Consider the following 16806-nt stretch of genomic DNA (forward strand, 5'->3'; position numbering starts at 1 on the left):
CCGTGCTTGACGTGGTCCTGACCAGGGAGGAGGACGTCGTGAGCTACTGGGACCTCCTGGTGAGGCTGTGGAGGAGGTACAACCTCACCCTGGTCGTAGCCGACGGGGTGAAGGTCCTAGACACGGCCATCTCCCGCTCCTGGATCAAGGTCGCGAGGCAGACCTGCCTGGTCCACCTCAAACGAAGCAGGAGGGTGAAGGTCTTGCTGGACCTCCTCCTCTCCCTCGCCGAGTCCTTCCCCACCCGTGGCTCCCGTGGTAGTCCCGATAGTCGGCTTACACGCGAAACCTTCGCCGAGTCCGTCCCCACCCGTGGCTCTCCCCTCCTCTCCTACCTCCTCGCCCCCAGGGAGGTCCCTCCTCAGGTCAAACAACCCGACCAGCCCTTCAACTCCCTCCCGGAGAGTTCGGCAAGTGCCACTCCCCCTGGAGGACCGGATCGCCCGGGCCATAGCCCTCAACTACAACCTCTCGACCTATCATCTCATCATTGTAATATTACAAGAACCCTTATTTCTTCGTGATATGATCAAATATATTCAGTAATTCCTTCATTGAATAAGTCTAAACCGAGAGATATATTACAATTTGCAAAGGAGCCCTGAATCGCCCAAAATCACCTCTTCAAAAATAAGTCAGAATTAGAGTGAAATAATTCTGATAGTTCAACCTCCTGACAGCAGTTATTAGATTTTGCCTTGATTACAGGGCGATATTTATGGGAAAGTCCCATAACTGCTGCTCCTGAATACTCAGATAATCTACGGCAGTTATGGGAATCTTTAGGAAGATAATACGGAAAAGTCGGTATTAGCGTGATGTTTCTAGTTTTCAGAACTTTACAGTTGAAGAGAGGCCAGACGTGGAGAGGTCTATCAGGGAGCTGGACATGAGGGGCTCGGCTACTTCACCTCTAAGGGACTTCGCGTCCCACCTGGTCGAGGCCCTCCACGAACTAGGCGTCTCGACGATCATCTTGGGCTACCCCTTAAAAGTAGTACAGGACAAGGGCAACGAGTTCACGTCAAACGTCTGGTCTTACCGCAAACTGTTGAATACGATCGAGTTGGATGCACAAGAGTACAAATGAAGATGTTCAAGGTCGTCGAGTACAACGCCCTCAATCTAACGGAAAGAGTAGAGGGCTAGGTTAAACTTCGTTAAATTTCATAGAGGCCTATCCGGTATCGTGCTATTTCTCCCTTGGGATACCCTAAGGGATACATTGAGAACCAAAAACATTATGAAAGAACAATATTTAGTGCATATTTTCATAGAAATGTTTAAGATAACCTTCTAACAATCCTAGGGCTACATTATCTTTTAATTCAATTAAAAGAACTTCACAAAGGTATACTGGTGATCTGAAAAAGTTTAAATCCCTGAACGTTCTATCCTCTAAATGGTAGATATAGTAATGTCTCGATTTAGCCTCTTGATAAGCCTTCTCCTAGTTTTTGTGATGATAATAGCTTTACCGGTGCAAGTGTCCAGCTTTGCCATAGCTAACTTCGACACACCTATCTTGACACCTAATCAGGCTATTTATAGCGAGCCGTGGGTAGGTACAATAGTGTATACATATGCCTATTCAACGCATACGGATGAGTTTAACGCCCTCCTGGACGGAAAGGTCGATTTCATAACTCTAACTCACGTATCTGAAATCAACGAGTTGAAGACCGCTCCCTATAACAAGACTGCCTTCTTGGCAATCGCTCCTGTTGAGAGCTTCGGGCAGATAGTCTTCGCCTTCGGCAATAACCTGACTGCGAACCTATACTTCAGGTATGCCATAGCCTCGTTAATAAATCCCGACAACGTGACCTCCTATGTGTTGGACAACGGAGTCCTAGGAACGGATTACCCGTATTTCGTCTCTCCTGCACTTTCGGTATACAAACCCTGGTTCAACCCTGCAGCAGCTCAGTATTATCAACAGTACGAATCGTATAACTTAACGAGGGCTGTACAGTACCTGGAGAAAGTTCCAGGAGTCACACACAAGGACGGTCAATGGTACTATAACGGGCAACCGTTGAAGTTGACGTTTTATTACACTTATCCCCCAGCGGTACTTCAGAGGTTGGCCAATCTCCTTGCAGATTCCGCTAAGGCCATAAACCTATCTATAACTCCAGTTTCAGAGAGCTTCGCTACCCTGATTACTCAGGCGACCACTCCACCCTACAACGATTTTAACTTAACTACGTTCGGGTGGATAAATCTTGGACCGTTCCCTAACTCCTGGATGAACGGTATCTATACCTCTCCTGGAAACGTGGGAGGGTTCTCCAACTCGACAATAGATCAGACACTACAAATGGCTCTCAACGCACCTTCTCTCTCTCAGGAGATAAAGTACACTCAGGAGGCTGAGTACATGTTACAACAGCAGTTGCCCTACGTTATAGTGATCTGGAATAATGCTATACAGGCAGTCTACTTGCCCAACTGGGCCAACTACATCTACATGGCTAACGGTACCAACGTGTATGCCATAAATATAATGGACGTCCATCCCACTAACCAGGCACTGAACGGCACTTTCATCTTCTCCTCCATAACCAGTGACTTACCTAGACACATAAACATCTACGCCAGCGTGTCCCTGTACGCGTTCAACACGCTAAACGACATGTATGATTCGCTGACTGTTGCCTTGCTCTCCAACGAATCTCAGCTCATACCTTGGGTCGCATCGAGCTGGACCGTTCAGAAGTTTGTCAACATGACTCTGCCCAACGGCGATAAACTGGTCAACGGTTCCATAATAACCGTCAATCTCGTCCACAACGACACTTGGATAGATGGGGTGCCTCTCACGGCTTATGACGTAAACTTCTCCGTCTGGTATTATGATCTTCCTGGGATGATGGGCACCAATACCTTTGACGGTGTAACCTTAAACTACACCTACCTCGCCAACGAGGGGTTCATAAACACCGATCTGTTCGGAACTATACCGTCCTTGGTCTGGACTAATGTAACTAACCCCTATCAGATCGTGTTCTATCTCAACTCTTCGTCCTACGTTAACGAATACTTGGTTTTATCCGAGTACCCCATAATGCCCGCTCACGTCATAGGTCCAGTCAACGTTGTAACCCTGTATCACTCGACTCTAGCTCCAGAGATATCATCCGGTCCCTACATGTTCTCTTCATTCAATAGTGAGGCAAAAGAGGTTACCGTAACTTACAACCCATACTACTTCAGGATAAACCCATTAATATTCCTGCAGAACGTAACTGAGGGCAAGTCCGTGAACTTCACCGCCACCTTCGATTACTACACGTGGGACAACTCCACCTCCTCCCTTGTAGCTAACCCCGTTAACGGAACGGCAGTTATGTGGCTGAAGTATCTGAACGTCTCCGGTGAGAGCTACGGAAATGCCACCATGCCTGTCCCCATGAAGATGGTCTCTCCAGGAACGTACGTGGGGACCATCAACACGACTGGCCTGAAGCCTGGAATATACGAGGTGGTGAGCAAGGTGACCTGGGATAACGGCGCCAGAGAACTGTACAGGTATGGATCAATTAACGTGACCGCTGTCCCTGCTCCTCCTTCACCACCTCCTTCACCACCACCCTCACCAACTACCTCCAGTTCCACTTTGCCCATAATCGCTGGAGTAATTGTAGTTATAGTTATAATAGCGGTAGTTGTGGCCCTAATCAGGAGAAGGTAAAAACGTAACGAGTTTTTTAGCTAATTTGTATATTAAATCTTTGCGTATATATTAACATTGTTCTGTCAAGAATTTGACAACCCTCATAACGTGATCTGTGTAGTTCTCCCTCTTAGTGAAACCGTGACCTTCGTCATGATAAATCTTGAACTCTACCTTTCTGCCCAACTCTTTCATCTTTTCTATCACCTGCATTGTCTCCTCGGCAGGACACCTCGGATCGTTCTCCCCGGCTAGCAGTAGTAATGGAGCCCTTATCTTGTCCACGAAGAAGATGGGAGACCTGTCCCTCAGGATATTCTCGTCGCTTCCTATCTTTACCTCATCATACTGTCTTAGCACCTCCCTTTCCTTTTCCTTCTCGGTGAACCAGTTCACGAAGGGTACTACCGCAGCAGCAGCGCACCACTTCTCTGGATACTTGGTAACGGCCATCATGGTGAGGTATCCTCCGTAACTTCCACCGGTGATGGCCACTTTCTCTACCTTCAGCAAATCCGCTGCCCTGACCACGTCCCTTAGATCTCCTCCTCCTAGATCCCTGTCGTTAAGGTGATTGAACCTTCTCCCCCTGCCGGTCGATCCCCTGTAGTTGGGACAGATCACCTTGAATCCTTCATCCAGGAGGAGTTGGATCGTGGGAGAAAAGTGATTGAGGCACTCGTAATCTGGCCCCCCATGAACGTACACTACTCCCATCCTCTCTTTCCCCCTGGAGTAGAGCAGTGCGTCGACCTCCACGCCCTCCGAGTCGTAACTGATGAGTTGGGGTCTGACGAAATCGCCTCTAACCCCCCTCATTGAGTCGGTCACTCTCTCCATCTTGCCGTCGAACCTATAGAGATCCCAATCCCTCTCGTGGGACGAATGGATGAAGTAGAGGGAGTTATCCACCTTGAGGTCCCTCACCTCTCCCTCCGCAATGATTTCCTTTTCTCCATGTATCAGGGATATGTCTCCTTTCCTGTTCACAGTGTAAACCAGGTTTCCTCTCCAGACTGTGGCCTCAGTTTTGTCTAACTCTGACTTCACCACGAAATCCCAGGTGAAGTCCTTTAGGTTGAGCTTCCCTACGTCATAGAAACCGTTCACGTTACTCAAGAAGAGCATGTAGTCCCCCCAGAAGCACTGTTGGGAGGCCGGTAAGTCTTCGGAGTTGGGAAAGGATAACTTTCTCTCCTCTCCCGTCTTGTTATCTACTATCCAAATATCATCGTCGTATATTCCTTGAGAGTACGCCACCCACCTCCCCATTGGAGAAACACAGACCTGAGAGACTGGTAGTTCTCCCTTGCTTACCTTCACTATTTCACCTCCATCGTAGAGGTAGAGGTGCAAGGTCTTTCCGTCCCTGTTGGACACGAAGTAAAACCTGTCCTCCTTTAGGAAGTGGGGATTCAGGTTATCGTAACCGTCGGAGAGGACCGGGTGTACCCCCTGGTCGTAAAGGTATATGGACCTCACTTCCTTACCCTTCTCGTCCGCCACTATGGCCAGTCTACCGTTAACCCAGTGTACGGTCTCCGGCTCCTCCAAGTCTATTTTTCCGACCCCGTGGATGTACGCCTGTGGAGCCTCTTCCCAAAGGATGTAGGCTAACCTACCGTCCTTCACGTCGAAGTCGAGGACTGGAGTTGTCCTCAGGAAATCTAGGTTCATGAGGGAGGTAGAAAGTCTGAAGTTAAAAATTACTGCACTCCTCCCTCGCCCTCCTGCACTCCTCCCTCGACTTTGCGACCTCCTCGGTGTAGTCTACAATGGGTCTCGGATAACCCTTAACCTCATGATTGTAAATCTCGTGAATGATCTCTGGTCTCTGTTCTCTCAGCTCCTCCACCCATTTCTTTACGTACTTGGCCTCAGGGTCGAACTTCCTTTGCTGTAACCAGGGGTTGAATACCCGAAACATGTAGTCCACTCCCGTGGAGGCTACCCACTGCCAATTCCCGTTGTTTACAGAGGGATCGTAGTCCACCAACTGTGTAGCGAAGTACCTCTCACCTATCCTCCAGTCCACGTGAAGGATCTTGACCAGGAATGAGGAGACCAATAACCTTACCCTGCCGTTAATGTAACCTGTACTCTTCAACTCTCTCATCCCTGCGTCCACTATGGGATAACCTGTCCTTCCCTCCTTCCATGCCTCCAACTTGACGGGATCGTTCTCCCACCTGACACAGTAGTACTCTCTCTTGAAGGGTCCTCGAAAGACCTGAGGGTTATAGTGAGCCAGCAGGGTGTAGAAGTCCCTCCAGTAAAGCTGTCTCCTCAGGTCTTCCCTATCTAGGTTGTGGAACACCTCCCTTATGGAGAGAACTCCGAATTTTATATAGGGAGAGAGATGAGTTGTTTGGTCGAGGTAGGGGTGGTCTCTCTGCTCGTAATTTATGGACTTCGCCCTCTCCAAGATCTTCAATGCCTCCTTCCTTCCTCCTTTGAACAAGATCTCCTGCCTTCTCAATCCCTTCAAAACTTCAACTCCTGGGAGAGACTCCATGACTCCCAAGTTCCTAGGTAGCTCGTCTCTGGGTTCCCTGACCTTGAGAGCCTTTGCTCTCCTGTAAAAGTGAGTGAACACCGTGAAAGGTCCCTCTCTCTCAAAAAAGTCCCTCCCGGTCAGAAGGAGGTCTTCGGACGATATCAACTTCTTTCCCTTAGCCCTCAACGCCTCCTTCATTCCCTCATCTCTAGCCCTAGAGAAGGGCGTGTAATCGTAGTTAAGATATACGGCCTCGACCTGAATCTTTCCTATCAACGCCTCCGGAATTGCCTTGACCACGTGGAGCCTTGACCCCAAGTCCTGTAGTTCTTCATCGAGATTCTCTAGGGACTGTAGCATGAACTCGAGCGCTCTAGGGGAGAGATACGGGTTGTCCTCAACTTGTCTAGGATCGAGGAAAAAGATTGGTATCACTTCATTGCACTCTTCGCCAGCGAGCATTAGACCGGTATTGTCGTAAAGCCTCAAGTCCCTCCTGAAGACGAATGCACACCTCACGATCGAACTACTTGCGATAGACTATTATACATTAATTTAAACTCTTTTTATTTTCATGATTTCTTCCACTAAGTAAGTCATTGTATTTTTTAGCGAGATCACAACATTTATATATCCATTGTTAAACAGGAACCCATGGGTTATCCTTATCAGCCTTACGGAGCACCGTATCAGCCTTACGGTCAGCCCTACGGGCCTTATCAGAACAGCATGATGGCTTTCATTGCCTGTGAACAGCCCACGGGCTTGGGGGGAAAGCAACAAGTGATACCTTTACAGTATCCAATAAACCTACAATACGTTGCACAGCAAGTGGTCATGTTCCTCATGGGACAGGGGTTTCAGACATATCCCATGATCGCTCAGAATATGGCCGTTATTCAGGCACAGCACTCCTCTCTCCTGGGAACCCTCACGGATCAGAACAAGGCCTACACCATAAGACTGTGTCAGGGCCCAGGGATTCTGGTCGTCGAGACTGGGATAGCTAATCTCATGCAGGACTTATTGGTGGCAGGAGGTACACAGTTGTTGACTGACGAGGTGCTCCACAGCAAACTCCTTGGGTTAGCTGGGGGAGGGATTGATATGTACGGGATATATAAGGACTATGCTCAGGAGGAACAGATCATGAACATGATAACCATGCTAGTCATGTCCGCCCCACCTGCAGGTCCGGTCCCTGGACAGTATCCGAACCCTCAGGGTTATCCACAGTATCAGCCCTATCCACTAAACCCGTATCAGCAGGCAGCGCCAGTTCCTCAGCCTCAGGTCCAACAGCCCTCTCAGCAGCGTCAAACGCAAACCCAACAAGGGCAGCTCAAGTGTTGGAGCTGTGGCTCCCCAGTAGTTCAGGGAGCAAAGTTCTGCCCCCAATGTGGCGTCTCCCTTCAGGAGGTCAAGTGTCCTCAATGCGGAACCTTGAACCCCCCATCAGCCAAGTTCTGCAGTGGGTGTGGAGCTAAGTTAGGGTCAATCCAAGTAGGAGGCAAGAGTTGAGGGACAAAGTTATTTCCTCTCACTTCACAGAATCGTCATGGAAGAGCAATTAAGGGAGTTGGGGTTAGAGTTCACCAAGGAGGTCAGGGAAGACTTCGTCAACTTCAGGGCTGATCCCCTGGCCGTGGTATATCCAAGGAGTGAGGAGGATGTTATCAAGCTGGTTAACTTTGCCAGGGAGAAGAAGATCCCCATAGTACCCTGGGGAGCAGGGACAAGTTTAACCGGGGCTGTGGCCTGTAAGGGGTGTATCCTGGTAGACATGAGGTATATGTCATCAATCCTTGAGATAAACGAGGTTGATTGGTATGCCAGGGTTCAACCCGGGGTGAACCTGGGCAAGCTAAACGAGGAGTTGAGCAAGAGGGGTTTCTTCTTTCCTCCAGATCCAGCCTCCTTCTTTTTGTGCACAGTCGGAGGAGCAGTGGCCAACTCCTCAGGTGGAATGCGAGGAGTGAGATACGGAACCTTCAGGGAATGGGTGCTAGCCCTTCGGGTAGTACTGTCCTCAGGTGAAGTGATAAGGGTCGGGGAGCCTCTCAGGAAGAACAGGGCCGGCTACGATCTAGTACACCTGTTCGTAGGTAGCGAGGGGACTCTAGGGATAATAACCGAAGTCTGGCTCAGGATAATCCCGACCCCCAGGCAGAGACTCGTAGCCCTAGTGGGATATGTATCCTCCTTGGATTCCGTGGCTGGGATAATAATTGACATGAGGAGGTCTGGAATACTTCCAGAGATAGCCGAGTACGTTGACGACGAGGTCATAAGGGCACTCAACGAACATCTCAACGCGGGTTTGAGGAAGTCAGGAGGAGGAATCCTACTCCTACGAGTGGATGAACCAGACTCGGAGCGTATGAGGGAGATCCTCAGGAGATGGGGCGTGGAGGCAGAAGTCCTCAACGATGAGGAATGGGAGAGAATGTACTCCCTGAGGAGTCAATCGGCCTTAGCCCTGAAGGCTTCTGCCGAATCCATGTACGTTGAAGACATCGTAGTTCCCGTATCCAGGCTGGTTGAGGCAGTCAGGAGGCTCAGGGATTTGGAGAGGAAGTATAACGTCAGGATGCCCGTGATAGCTCACATAGGAGATGGTAATTTACACCCCAACATACTGTTGGAGAGATCTGAGGATGCAGACAAAATATTTGATGAAGTGGCCAGGTTAGCTGTGGAACTGGGGGGCTCAGTATCTGGGGAACACGGCATTGGAATTCAGAAGGCTAAGGTCATGGGGGAACAGATAACATCCCACAGCGGTAAGAGGGTCTTGGAGATCATGAACGGAATAAAGAGATTAATTGATCCTGAGTCCATAATGAACCCTGGTAAGTACGTGGAACTGGCCTACGAGATCAACAGGAGTGAGGAGAGAAGGTCAAGCTCGTAGTAGTTTAAAGAACCTTTTCCCTCCATATATTAAGGCGGAGATCACTAAAAGGAGAAGTGCCAAAGGCATCAATGCTATGTTTACCAGAAAGATGGACGGAGCGTCTGTTACTATGAGGAACGGAATCAATAAGAACGCCACCTGGTGGAGAGAGAGCAATCTCAACGATAAGCCCAAGAGAAAGGCTAGAGCCATGGAGGTCAACCTGTTCAATACCAATACGATAGACATATTATCGGCATACATTAGCGGTTTATAAATATTGTACCAACTAATTACAGCAGTTATGGGACTTTAACGTAACTTAAGGATTTTCATCAGCCCAGGTAGTCAGCCTAAATGACGTTCAACGAACCTGAGGAACGCCTCCACGCTCCTCAGGTTCAGCTCCCCCACCAGCTCCCTGACGACGTTGTTGATGGTGAAGATCGTGAGGTACCCCTGAAGCCTCTCCCTCCTCCAGAAGGAGGAGTCCTCCAGTCCAAGGGCCTTGACGTCCCTGTGGAGCTCCTCGATCTCCCACACGACAGGCCTCCTCGATCTCCTCCTCGCTGAGCGAGAGGTCGGTCGTGTAGAGGTACCTGACGTGTGTCCCGGAGTCACGTTTATATTCCCGGACTAACAACTTCACCGTAATGGGTCGGCCTCCCAGGGTCAGGTCGGCGTAGTAGACTCCGGGGGGTAGGTCTCCCACTCGGAGGTGTCCCTCCACCTCCTCGAGGGTCCCCTGGACCAACTCGACCCTGAGGAGCCTCCGGTTGGACTTGAGCTCAGACACCACGTTGTCCGTCACGAGCTTCTCGGACCAGTACCACGAGTCGAAGACGACCCTGGACACGCGGAAGCGCTCCTTGAGCACGTCCAACATCTCCCTGGCCAAGTCGATCTTGGTCTTGAACTCGTTGACCATCCCCAAGTCCAACATCTTCCTCACGGCGTAGGGGAAGGCCCCCACCATGAACGTCCTGCCCGTGGAGAGGTCCACTATGGCGACCGTGAGGAGCTTGGTCCTCTCGAACCTCCCGTGGGCGTGGCAGTAGATCCAGTAGTTCCCGTGGGGGCTCACGTCCTTCCCCCTGGAGTACTCCTTGTGGTCCACGGTGTCGTCTATGATGACGGCCACCTGACCCTTCACCAGCCCCGACAGGACCTCCAGGTAGTCCCTCCACGCGCCTTCGAGTTCTCCCAACGCCTCCAGCAGGTTTGCGTAGTCCAACCCGAAAGTCTCGGCCGCGTTCCTCACGCTGGCCCTCCCACCTACCAGGACCATGAGGACTAGCGCCAACCCGACCTTCCTGCTCCTCCCGTTCCTCCTGACCACGCCCAGAACCTGGTTGACCGCCTTGACTAGCCTCTCCCTAGCCAACTCGATTTGTCCTTTTCCGTTCGGCATCTTTTCAGCAGGAAGACGTCGAAAAATAAAAACTTCTCGCTAATACCGACTTCTTGGTATTACCTCCCTAAGATTCCCATAACTGCTGTAATTACTTTGAAGATCCCTTAATTCTCCCTTGGGTTGAACTCGGAATTGGATGACATTTACGTCCTGGACGAGTCTTCGCGTAATCAAGTTAACCTTCATGGAGCTAGGAATGAGCAATGTTGTGAACTCACCCCGACCTGATGTACGGTCTTCCTGCTTCATCTTTTCGCACTAGAGACCCCGTCCGTGAGGGCGGGAAGTTAAGTATAAATGTGAATCAAAGTAAAAAAGATTGGGACGTTCCCTGAAAGCAGAAGTTAAAGTAGCAGTACAGGGGAAGATTCTGAACCCTAACAAAGAGAAGAGACACAAACTGAACGTCGTTCTGGAGAAGTACCTAAAAGCTGTGAAGTTCTTCGCCTCCTTTAAGATCAAGGATAAGGATCTTCTCCAACAGAAAGCGTACGAGGAGGCGAGAAGAAGGTTCGGTCTGTCTTCCACTCTCACGCAGACTGCTAGGGACAAAGCAGTAGAACTGGTTAAGGCTAATGAGGGAAGAGAATTTCACGTGCATGAAGTATCAATGCGAGTGAACTACCGTGCTTTCAAGCTCGTGAGGAGGGACACTAAGTTAACACCTTATTGGTTGTACCTCAAGCTGGACGGTGATGGTGTGTGGTATCCAGTACAGTTCGGGGAAAGACAAAGACAGATGATAGTTGACGCCCTCTCTGACGACGGCGAGTGGTCTTTGCAACAGGTTGAACTCGTAAAGAGAGACGGAGAGTGGTACGCCTACTTCACCCTTGAAAAACCATTCAAGGATTTTGAACCACAAACACCTATAGGGATAGACCTGGGTGAAAGGAACTTCGCTACAGTAATGGCACTAGTTGACGGTAAACCGACAAAGGGTACCTTCTTCAAGGGATCTAGAATCAAGGAAGTCAGGCACAGGCACTTCAATATCAGGAAGAAACTACAGGAAAAGAGAAGGTTGGACGTGTTCAAGAGGCTGAGAGGTAGAGAGAGAAGGATCGTAAACCACGAGCTTCACGTTATCTCCAAGGAGATTGTGGAATACGCTAAACAGTTCCCTTCTCCTGTGTTAGTGATGGAGAAGCTCACGGGTATTAGAGAGAACTTCAGGAGGGGTAAGAAACTCAACAGGAGGTTTCACTCCTTACCCTTCAGGAAACTGCAGAAGATGGTGGAGTACAAGGCTAAGTTGGAGGGTATTAAGGTCAGATATGTTAACCCTAAGAATACGTCCAAGACTTGCCACAGGTGTGGGTACGTTACCCACGTTGAAGGAAGGGAATATCGCTGTCCTAAGTGCGGTCTCAAGTACAACCGTGACCTGAACGCATCTATTAACGTAGCCCGTGCCTTAACGAGAGGTACGGGTCGGGGGTACGTAAACACCCCGAAGGGGAGATGAAGGTGCGTCGTGAAGGCCACTGGAAACCCCAAAGCCCAGTCCGTGAGGGCGGGGTAGTTTACTGCCCCACCTTGACTAACGGTAGAGGCACCAACGGTTCGTCCCTGACGGACTGTGGGAACAGAGGGTCCAGCGCATCCTGACGTCCCCGTCCGGGAACTTGAGGTAACTCCTCTTGGGCTCCCTAAAGCTCTACACTTTGGATAGGGTGGAGTAATGAAGCAGTAAACTCCGCCCTTCAGGGCAGAGTAGCTCACGTGAAATTTCTCCCGATAATGAGACGACACTTGACGGAAACTCCAACCGTTGCTCAGGAGTTGTGGGATCTCTCGTTAAGTGTCGCCTAGAGGAGTAGTTAACTACCCCCCCCAGGCACAGACTGCATAGCGTCCTTAACGTTGCACTGAACATCCTCAGGAGGGCCACCAACTCACTCGTATAAACAACTAAGAGACTTCTCTCTTTCGTCATGGACCACAACAGAGTAACACCCGTAAAGGGGTGTAATCCTTGAGACCTCGGGGAACCTCGCCTTCATGGCTGGGAGGAGGTCAGTCATGTTACTGAGATCGGAAATATGGGTAGTACCTGTGGAGCCTCAGTCTTAAGATGATGTGGGACCACATGGTGGGAAGCAATGTCCATGGATACTATTAGCACACTTCAAACTACACAATCAGATAGTTCCTTACCAATTATGATGGGTAGCATGAACCTAAGCTCACCGTAGCCGATTCGCCTCCTCCATCTTGACCATGAGCTCCTTCCTCAGAAGATACCTCCTGATCTTCCCCGTAGCTGTCTTTGGAAGTTCATTAACTATCCTCACCTCTTTGGGACATTTATATGAGTGAGTAGTCTTCCTGCACATCTCCACTATCTCCTCTACCAATCCCTTTGGATCGTTCTTGGGTACCACGAAAGCTACTACCCTGGTTAGACCTACCTCATCAGGTACACCGACAACCGCCACCTCTAAAACTCTAGGATTTTTGAGAAGTATGTCCTCCACCTCCTTGGGAGACACCCACATACCACTACTCTTAAACATATCGTCTGTTCTTCCCAAGTAAACAAGATCACCTTCCTCATTTCTCATGAACATATCCCCGGTCCTGAACCATTCCCCTATCATGTGCTCTCTCGTAGCCTTATACCTGTTCCAGTAAAAGGGGGAGAAGGAATCTCCCTTCACGTATAGTTCTCCCATACCTCTGTTAACCTCCCTTCCCTCCTCGTCTATCAGTTTCACTTGATATCCTGGGACTGCCTGGCCTGTTACTCCTGGCTTCGAGTTGCCAGGCCTGTTGGTGACGTATATGTGTAAGGCCTCAGTGGAGCCTATCCCATCCAATATCTCTAAATTATATCTCTCCTTCCACATTCTATAAATGGTAGAAGGTAGAGGCTCCCCAGCCGAGACGCAGAATTTCAGGGATCCCAAATCATATTTCTCCCAGTCCTTCACGTTAAGCATGGCCAAATAAAGGGTGGGCACTCCAAAGAAAATTGATGGTTTATATTTATGTATCACTTCCAGAGCTTTCTCCCCAGATACCTTCCCAGGATAGAGGATCGTGGATCCACCAGTGAGGAGTGGAAAGTATCCACCATTTCCGAGACCATAGGCGAAGAACAGCTTTGAGGCACTATAGACCCTATCATGCCTCCCCATCCCCAGTATCCCCTTGGCGTAACTCTCTGTGGTCACCAGCATGTCCTTGTGAAGATGAACTGCTGCCCTAGGGAAACCAGTAGTCCCTGAGGTATATAACCAGAAGGCCATTTCGTCCCTGGAGGCCGGCTCCGGCTCCGAGAGTGTTCCTTGACCCTTAACTAGCTCATCGTAGCTATGTACGTCCAATGAAGGCTGAGACTCAGCCCTTCCCCTCACAACGATCACCTCCCTCAGCCTCTTAGGTTTCCCTCTCCTCAACGTTGGCTCCAAGTCCCTCCATATCTCTTCCTCCAAAGCCACTCCTTTGGCTCCAGAGTCCTCTAGGTAATATAGTATCTCTTCGGGCTTGAGGTACGTGTTTATGGGTACTGGAATTACTCCACTCCATATAGCCCCGAAGAAGAGGGAGACGAACTGAGGCGAGTCATATACCAACATGAGGAGTCTGTTCTCCTTCTCTAACTTCAGTTCCCTAAGGGCATTGCTGACCCTTTTCACTTCATCCAGGACGTTCCCGTAAGTCCACACCTCTTCGTTAAAATACACGGCTGGCCTTTCCCTATCCACGTCGTTATCCCAAGGGGAGAGAGCCATATGGGCGACGTTGAAAACTTCAGTCAACGGTTACACCTCCCGAACTATGGTTAGAGGCTCCAACGCTCAACCTCATCAACCGACTTTCCCTAACACGTTCTACATTTATAACGTTTTATTCGCGTTAAAGCCTTCTCGCGTTTATAAGAAAAATTTTTATATTAAAGTCATAAACAAAGGGTGATCCCCATGGGTTTATTAAATTTGAATCCAAAATTCTTTAAATTAGAACTTAATAATAAAACAGGTATAATTAGGTTGAACAGACCTCCTGCTAACGCTCATAACCTGGAGATGTTGAGGGAACTGGATAACATAGTGACTGAGGTTAGGTTCGATGATGAGGTTGACGCCGTGATTCTAACGAGTGCAATACCTAAGTTCTTCTCCGCTGGGTTCGACATAGCTGAGATAAGGGACAGGAGTCCAGAATACGTAGGGTTATCTAGTCAATACAGCAAGGAAGTCCTCTGGAGGATGATGACTACTAGGAAACTCTTTATCGCTGCTATAAACGGCCACTGCATGGGAGGGGGACTGGAGATAGCCATGGCCTGTGATCTCAGATACTCCTCTTCAGATCCGTCCATAAAGATCGGTATGCCTGAAATTAACCTGGGTCTCATCCCTGGAGAGGGAGGAACCCAAATGTTGGGGAGAATCGTGGGGAAGTCTAAGGCTTTGTACCTCATGGTCACTGGAAAGAGCCTCAGTCCCAAGGAGGCCCACGAGCTCGGAATAGTCGATTTTCTGGTAGAACCTGAAAAGTTACTGGAGGAGACCCTGTCCTTCGCGTCTCAAGTATCTAAGGGGCCGTTGAGGGCCATAGGTTTCAACAAACTGTCACTAAACGAGGCCCTGGATCTCCCGCTTCCCGTAGCGTTCAGCTTTGAGAGGGAACTTCAGAATCAGGCTCTAGCATCAGAGGATGCAAGGGAGGGTGCTAAGGCATTCCTGGAGAGGAGAACCCCTCAGTTCAAGGGAAAATAAGTATTTCCTATTAATGCTTTTTTATCTGTTGAACGCTTTTAACTATCCACGTTGAGAAAACGTTATATATGTGGAAAAGTTAACGTTACAGGGGAGTCAGTTTGGTTGAAGAGAGGAAGGTGGAGGAAGAAATGGAGAGATCTGTGAGGGACCTCAGGAGAAGAGCACAGCAGTTCCTGGGCCTGAAAGTGGAGTATGAACCGCCCAAGAGGATAATCCAGTGGGGAGAGTACACGGGAATTGGGAAGTTTGAGGAACCATCAGAGATGCCCAAGGAAATGAGAGACTTGCTCCTGAAAATGCTCACTGTTCAGGCCGATACAGAGTTCGCCTCAATCGAACAGCACTCAGACACCATCTTTACAGCTCCAACTCCCTCTGATAGGGTCAAGGTGGCCAGGATCATGGTCGACGAAATGAGGCATGGATGGCAAATAACTCAACTTCTGGATCAGTTTGGACCAGAAGGAAGGAAAGCCAAGGAGTGGGTCCTCGCAGTGAGGTTGGGAAACCATAGGCTCCAGGCGTTTAATACCCCTTTCTCCAGTTGGGAGGACGTTCTGGTCTTCACTTTCCTGGTGGATAGGGTGGGAATATACCAGTTGAGAGCCTTCGAGGGATCAAGTTACGGGCCCTTGGCTCGGGCCATCCCTACGATGCTCATGGAGGAACAGCTTCACGTGAACTTCGGCTTTGATGGGCTTAAGAGGATGCTCAAGGACTCATATCAGGGGGTAAAGAACAGGGAGAGGGCCCAGAAGGCGTTGAACAAGTGGTTCCCAATGGCTTTGGACATGTTCGGCAAGACAGGATCTAAGAGTTCTGAGATGGCAGTAAGATACGGAATAAAGAGATGGAAGAACGAAGAGGCGAGGCAGATGTATCTTAGGGAGGTTGAAGAACTAATCAACGAATTGGGTCTGGAAATGCCGGATCCTAACGTCGGGAGGAAGGTATTATAGGGATGAGAGGCTTGGCACAGGTTCAGGACACCAACGTGGTCGTGGAGATTCTCAGGAAGAGGTTGGATCTTGAAGCGTCGGGCTCAGAGCTCTATCTCCCGTTCCTCCTGTCCTTTACGGACCCTGGTTACAGGCTCTCCCTTATGAAGTTAGTTGCAGGGGAGGTAGAGCACTCCTACAGGCTATACTTGGTCTTGACCTCCCTGGGTGTGGAGGGAAGGAGGATAGCGGAGGACGGCTTTAACAAGAGGAGTAGGTTCTCTAGAGTACTCGACGTCAGACCGGAATCTAAGGAGGAGGCCCTGGTTCACGCCTTCATTACCAGGATTGTAAGTCTGGCCCACCTGGAGCAGGTAAGAGCTACGTTGGAACCTTTGAGCTCCCAGCTGAATCTCCCCTTGATAGAGAAGCAGGAACGCCTACAATTGACCTGGTTAGAGAACGTGATCTCTGGGACTAACCTGAACCTAAGACACACCCTCCTTAAGTACCACCACCTGGCCGAGGAGTTGGCCAGGGATCTGGGTTTAAGTGGGGAATCGACCGCGAAGGTGATGGAGAAACTGAACGACGTCTTGGGCTCAATTCCTTAATGCGTTTTTCTCCTTCATATCCACATGTCAAAAAA

Annotated in this window: 12 protein-coding genes and 2 pseudogenes; 9 read left to right on the forward strand and 5 right to left on the reverse strand. The window is 49.6% G+C overall.

Annotation, left to right across the window (positions count from 1 at the left end; translation table 11 throughout):
* The 3 genes and pseudogenes from METMK1DRAFT_RS15605 to METMK1DRAFT_RS07210 all read left to right on the forward strand — a co-directional run.
* Positions 1-546 (forward strand): annotated as a pseudogene (locus tag METMK1DRAFT_RS15605) (transposase); the annotation flags it as partial.
* A gap of 316 nt (positions 547-862) precedes the next feature.
* Positions 863-1090, forward strand: coding sequence for a hypothetical protein (locus METMK1DRAFT_RS07205; RefSeq protein WP_009072279.1), 228 nt, complete (start codon positions 863-865; stop codon positions 1088-1090).
* 312 nt (positions 1091-1402) lie between these two features.
* Positions 1403-3697: an ABC transporter substrate-binding protein gene (locus METMK1DRAFT_RS07210; protein WP_009072281.1), complete on the forward strand. Its 2295-nt coding sequence runs from the start codon at positions 1403-1405 to the stop codon at positions 3695-3697.
* A gap of 51 nt (positions 3698-3748) precedes the next feature.
* On the opposite strand, the gene METMK1DRAFT_RS07215 is transcribed toward METMK1DRAFT_RS07210, so the two are convergent.
* Complete coding sequence (locus METMK1DRAFT_RS07215; RefSeq protein WP_009072284.1) at positions 3749-5356, reverse strand: S9 family peptidase; 1608 nt, start codon at positions 5354-5356, stop codon at positions 3749-3751.
* 22 nt (positions 5357-5378) lie between these two features.
* The gene (locus METMK1DRAFT_RS07220) at positions 5379-6695 is read right to left on the reverse strand and encodes a cryptochrome/photolyase family protein (protein WP_009072285.1); all 1317 of its coding nucleotides are present in this window, start codon (positions 6693-6695) and stop codon (positions 5379-5381) included.
* A 135-nt stretch (positions 6696-6830) separates the two neighbouring features.
* Here METMK1DRAFT_RS07220 and METMK1DRAFT_RS07225 point away from each other — a divergent pair, with 135 nt between their 5' ends.
* Entirely contained in the window at positions 6831-7697 is an 867-nt protein-coding gene (locus tag METMK1DRAFT_RS07225) for a zinc ribbon domain-containing protein (RefSeq protein WP_009072286.1), read from the forward strand.
* Between the two features lie 37 nt (positions 7698-7734).
* The gene (locus METMK1DRAFT_RS07230) at positions 7735-9090 is read left to right on the forward strand and encodes an FAD-binding oxidoreductase (protein ID WP_009072287.1); all 1356 of its coding nucleotides are present in this window, start codon (positions 7735-7737) and stop codon (positions 9088-9090) included.
* Here METMK1DRAFT_RS07230 and METMK1DRAFT_RS07235 read toward each other — a convergent pair.
* Together METMK1DRAFT_RS07235 and METMK1DRAFT_RS07240 are read right to left on the reverse strand one after the other, a co-directional pair.
* Positions 9079-9321, reverse strand: a complete 243-nt coding sequence (locus METMK1DRAFT_RS07235) for a hypothetical protein (RefSeq protein WP_048087489.1) — start codon at positions 9319-9321, stop codon at positions 9079-9081. The two genes, METMK1DRAFT_RS07230 and METMK1DRAFT_RS07235, sit on opposite strands and share 12 nt — an antisense overlap.
* A 99-nt stretch (positions 9322-9420) precedes the next feature.
* Positions 9421-10483 (reverse strand): annotated as a pseudogene (locus METMK1DRAFT_RS07240) (IS701 family transposase).
* A gap of 322 nt (positions 10484-10805) precedes the next feature.
* Here METMK1DRAFT_RS07240 and METMK1DRAFT_RS07245 point away from each other — a divergent pair.
* Positions 10806-11954 (forward strand): RNA-guided endonuclease InsQ/TnpB family protein, encoded by a 1149-nt coding sequence (locus tag METMK1DRAFT_RS07245; RefSeq protein ID WP_009072290.1) that lies wholly within the window; start codon positions 10806-10808, stop codon positions 11952-11954.
* 721 nt (positions 11955-12675) lie between these two features.
* Here METMK1DRAFT_RS07245 and METMK1DRAFT_RS07250 read toward each other — a convergent pair.
* Positions 12676-14253, reverse strand: coding sequence for a benzoate-CoA ligase family protein (locus METMK1DRAFT_RS07250; protein ID WP_009072294.1), 1578 nt, complete (start codon positions 14251-14253; stop codon positions 12676-12678).
* A 162-nt stretch (positions 14254-14415) separates the two neighbouring features.
* On the opposite strand from METMK1DRAFT_RS07250, the gene METMK1DRAFT_RS07255 reads away from it, so the two are divergent.
* The 3 genes from METMK1DRAFT_RS07255 to METMK1DRAFT_RS07265 all read left to right on the forward strand — a co-directional run bounded on the left by METMK1DRAFT_RS07255 (position 14416) and on the right by METMK1DRAFT_RS07265 (position 16771).
* Positions 14416-15216, forward strand: coding sequence for an enoyl-CoA hydratase/isomerase family protein (locus METMK1DRAFT_RS07255; protein ID WP_009072296.1), 801 nt, complete (start codon positions 14416-14418; stop codon positions 15214-15216).
* Between the two features lie 101 nt (positions 15217-15317).
* Entirely contained in the window at positions 15318-16178 is an 861-nt protein-coding gene (locus tag METMK1DRAFT_RS07260) for a 1,2-phenylacetyl-CoA epoxidase subunit PaaC (protein WP_009072297.1), read from the forward strand.
* Between the two features lie 11 nt (positions 16179-16189).
* Positions 16190-16771, forward strand: a complete 582-nt coding sequence (locus tag METMK1DRAFT_RS07265) for a hypothetical protein (protein WP_155812327.1) — start codon at positions 16190-16192, stop codon at positions 16769-16771.
* Positions 16772-16806: the final 35 nt, after the last annotated feature.

The sequence above is a fragment of the Metallosphaera yellowstonensis MK1 genome (assembly GCF_000243315.1).
GTDB classification, from domain to species: Archaea; Thermoproteota; Thermoprotei_A; order Sulfolobales; family Sulfolobaceae; genus Metallosphaera; species Metallosphaera yellowstonensis.

What these genes read in the sequence shown, in the direction of transcription:
- METMK1DRAFT_RS07210 (WP_009072281.1), top strand. Translation starts at nt 1,403, where the DNA reads ATGGTAGATATAGTAATGTCTCGATTTAGCCTCTTGATAAGCCTTCTC.
- METMK1DRAFT_RS07215 (WP_009072284.1), bottom strand. Translation starts at nt 5,356, where the DNA reads ATGAACCTAGATTTCCTGAGGACAACTCCAGTCCTCGACTTCGACGTG.
- METMK1DRAFT_RS07225 (WP_009072286.1), top strand. Translation starts at nt 6,831, where the DNA reads ATGGGTTATCCTTATCAGCCTTACGGAGCACCGTATCAGCCTTACGGT.
- METMK1DRAFT_RS07230 (WP_009072287.1), top strand. Translation starts at nt 7,735, where the DNA reads ATGGAAGAGCAATTAAGGGAGTTGGGGTTAGAGTTCACCAAGGAGGTC.
- METMK1DRAFT_RS07235 (WP_048087489.1), bottom strand. Translation starts at nt 9,321, where the DNA reads ATGTCTATCGTATTGGTATTGAACAGGTTGACCTCCATGGCTCTAGCC.
- METMK1DRAFT_RS07255 (WP_009072296.1), top strand. Translation starts at nt 14,416, where the DNA reads ATGGGTTTATTAAATTTGAATCCAAAATTCTTTAAATTAGAACTTAAT.